Origin of the sequence: Yoonia sp. (assembly GCF_017854415.1) — a bacterium.
Taxonomy (GTDB): Bacteria; Pseudomonadota; Alphaproteobacteria; order Rhodobacterales; family Rhodobacteraceae; genus Yoonia.
Window position 1 is genome coordinate 1 of the sequence record NZ_JAFMHR010000196.1, and the last position, 3,615, is coordinate 3,615.

The window sequence follows — 3,615 nt, forward strand, 5'->3', positions numbered from 1 at the left end:
CCCTTTCACGCGGCGTAAAATCACTCCCGCCGGACATTTCGTAAAAGACCCAGAAAAGCATGAAGCAACTGAATGTGATTAGCTTTGGCATAAAGGGGCCCCGCAAGATAAACAAAGAACTCGTTAACAATCGAACATCTGCCTTAGACAATGTGACCGCAGGAAATGAACGGGGAATATTCGCCGCTTTACGCCACAAATGCGGACCGCTAAACCGGACAACATGAGTGATGATAGTGACACCGGCCTTGGCCCGAACGACGTAACCGAAACACTGCGGCGCGCGATTGGCGACCGCTATCTGACTTATGCGCTTTCCACGATTATGCACCGCGCACTGCCTGACGCCCGTGATGGTTTGAAGCCGGTTCACCGCCGTATTCTTTATGCGATGTCGCGTTTGCGTTTGTCGCCGACCGGTGGATTTCTAAAGTCCGCCAAGATCAGCGGCGACACGATGGGCGATTTCCACCCGCATGGCGATGCCGCGATCTATGACGCGATGGCGCGATTGGCGCAGGACTTTAACGTCCGTTATCCGTTGGTTGATGGCCAAGGTAACTTTGGCAACATCGACGGCGATAACCCTGCCGCCTCGCGTTATACCGAAGCGCGCATGACCGCCGCTGCCGAAGCCTTGCTTGAAGGTCTGGCTGAAGATTCGGTTGATTTTCGTGACAACTATGATGGACGCCTGACCGAACCGACGGTTTTGCCTGCGACTTTTCCAAACCTTTTGGCCAACGGCTCTACCGGTATCGCAGTAGGGATGGCGACGAACATCCCGCCCCATAACCTGCATGAATTGATCGACGCCTGTCTGCATATGATCAAATCGCCCGACGCCCGCGATGATACTTTGTTGAATTACATTCCCGGACCGGACTTTCCGACGGGCGGTACGATCGTTGAACCGGCCGAAAATATCGCTGAGGCTTACCGCACAGGTCGCGGTTCATTCCGCTTGCGTGCCAAATGGGAAATCGAAGATCTAGGGCGCGGCCAGTGGCAGATTGTCGTCACTGAAATCCCCTATCAGGTCCAGAAATCCAAGTTGATCGAAAAGCTGGCCGAAGTCATCCAGCTAAAGAAAGTGCCGCTGCTAGCGGATGTGCGCGATGAAAGCGCAGAAGACGTCCGTGTCGTGCTTGAACCCCGTGCCAAGACTGTCGATCCCGAAGTGCTTATGGGGATGCTATTTCGCAATTCCGATCTGGAAACGCGGTTCAGTCTGAACATGAACGTGCTGATTGACGGGCTGACCCCAAAGGTCTGTTCCCTCAAAGAAGTACTGCGCGCCTTTCTTGATCACCGCCGCGAGGTTTTGACCCGCCGTAGCAAGTACCGGTTGGAAAAGATTGATCACCGTCTTGAGGTACTTGAAGGGTTTATCATCGCCTTTCTGCATCTGGACCGTGTGATTGATATCATCCGTTACGATGATGATCCAAAGCGTGCTTTGATGATCGAAGACTGGTCCAAGGACCACATCCGCGCCACATCAGAGGCTGATTATATTTCGCCTATCGTGGCTGGTGCCGATCCAGAGGTGTCCTTGTCCGAAGTCCAAGCCGAGGCGATCCTGAATATGCGCCTGCGCAGTTTGCGCCGCTTGGAAGAACTGGAATTGGTCGCAGAACGCGATGCGTTGATGGCAGAACGCGCCGGTATCGAGGACTTGCTGGAAAGCGATGATCTGCAATGGGCCAAAATCGCCGAGCAACTGCGCGAGACCCGCAAGATTTTTGGACGTGACAGTGCAGGCGGCGCGCGGCGCACCCAATTTGCCGAGGCCGCCGAGATCGTCGACGTGCCGATGGAAGCAATGATTGAGCGAGAGCCGATTACGGTTGTCTGTTCTGAAATGGGCTGGGTTCGCGCGATGACGGGTCATATCGATCTGACCCGCGAGTTGAAATTCAAAGACGGCGATGCGCCGCGCTTTATTTTTCATGCTGAAACCACCGATAAGCTGTTGGTCTTTGGTGCGAATGGCCGGTTCTATACTGTTGGCGCTGTCAATCTGCCCGGCGGGCGCGGCATGGGTGAACCCCTTCGTTTGATGATTGATTTGCCCAACGAAGTCGAAATCGTTGATATGTTGATCCACAAACCGGGCCAAAAGCTGTTGGTGGCATCAGCCGAGGGCAACGGATTTGTGGTCCCAGAAGAAGACGTCGTGGCTCAAACGCGGTCGGGCAAGCAGGTGCTGAACGTCAAAGACACTGTCGCCAAGGTTTGTCACCGTATCGCGGGCGATCATGTAGCCGTGGTATCAGAGAACGCCAAACTGCTGGTCTTTGATGTCAGCGAGCTGCCCGAAATGGGCCGCGGCAAAGGCGTGCGTATCCAGAAATACAAGAAAGCGCCAGGGCGTCAGGGCACGCTTGAACTAGATGGTGGCCTGTCTGATCTGACCACTTTCCAGTGGGACGCGGGGCTGTCATGGCAAATGGGTGGCGGCAAAACCCGCACTGAACCTGATATGTCTGATTGGAAAGCGGCCCGCGCAGGTGTTGGCAAACGCCCGCCTTATGGGTTTCCTAAGAACAACAAATTCAGCTGACGACAGCGCAATAGGGGCAGCCGCGGTTTAATCACGACTGCCCCAAGCGTTTCTTTAGCGTTTCTCAAAAACTGTAACTGATACCGATGTTGAGGGCGTTTGTGATGATGCGTGATTCCAGCGCGCCGCCGTTGTCCAGTTCCATATCGTTGAAAGACACGGTGTTTTGGTATTCACCAAACACGCCCCATGTCTCGTTGATCGCATATTTTGCGCCAGCGGTCAGCCGAAGTGCCGCGCCCGTAACTTGATAACCGTTGGTCTTACCTCCGGCCGATTCCACCTCGACGTGGGGAATTGAAATCCCCAATCCACCGCCGACATATGGCGTCAACGCTCCAAATTGGTTTGGCCACCGGCGATATGCATTCACCGTCAGTATGTTGATACCGTCAGTCAATTCCAGGACGTCGAAACCGCTTTCGTCACGGGTTTCCTGATCAGAATAGACCTTAGCATGCGTGAATTCTGCACCCCAACCGAACGTTTCGCTTTGCCACCGCGTGGCGCGCCAGCCGTAATATATCGGCGCCTCAAAAGAACGACCTTCCCATTTGGCAGTAAAGTCTGGCGTGTCATCCACGTTATTGCCGGGATCTGTGCCTGTGACGACACTATGCGGCGAGGATTGTCCGCCGAAATAAAACGACAGTTCGGTTTCTGCATAGACGGGTGCTGCAATCAAAGCGGCGGCGGCAAATATTATGGTGAATCTTGGATTTGTCATGGCCTGTCTCCTAAAACTGTTGCCCACTTATATAGGTCGGTTGCGTCTGTGCTGGTATCCCCCAATTGCGGATTTTCAACCGGTGTTTGTCGTCGCACACAGTATCATGAGACCCGAAACGGGAAAAACTGCCGGTCTTTGTGAAAAAGTTAGTTTGGGGCGGCCTTGGGACGTGTGAAGGCTTGATTTCCCCCTCGTTTCCCAATACATCGCCCGCGATGTTGGACCGGGCCGGTTTTGGCCCCACAAAATTAAGGGCCCTGCAAAATGGCAAAGGCAAAGTTTGAACGTAATAAGCCGCACGTAAACATTGGCACAATCG

The 3,615-nt window shown here is 54.0% G+C and carries 2 protein-coding genes; one reads left to right on the forward strand and one right to left on the reverse strand.

Annotated features, from left to right (window positions below):
- The first annotated feature begins 223 nt into the window (after positions 1–223).
- A complete protein-coding gene (locus tag QZ197_RS15235) occupies positions 224–2,566 on the forward strand; it encodes a DNA topoisomerase IV subunit A (RefSeq protein ID WP_296433019.1) in 2,343 nt (780 codons plus the stop codon).
- 64 nt (positions 2,567–2,630) lie between these two features.
- Here QZ197_RS15235 and QZ197_RS15240 read toward each other — a convergent pair whose 3' ends face one another.
- Entirely contained in the window at positions 2,631–3,293 is a 663-nt protein-coding gene (locus QZ197_RS15240) for an outer membrane beta-barrel protein (RefSeq protein ID WP_296433020.1), read from the reverse strand.
- Between the last annotated feature and the right edge of the window lie 322 nt (positions 3,294–3,615).

What these genes read in the sequence shown, in the direction of transcription:
- QZ197_RS15235 (WP_296433019.1), top strand. Translation starts at nt 224, where the DNA reads ATGAGTGATGATAGTGACACCGGCCTTGGCCCGAACGACGTAACCGAA.
- QZ197_RS15240 (WP_296433020.1), bottom strand. Translation starts at nt 3,293, where the DNA reads ATGACAAATCCAAGATTCACCATAATATTTGCCGCCGCCGCTTTGATT.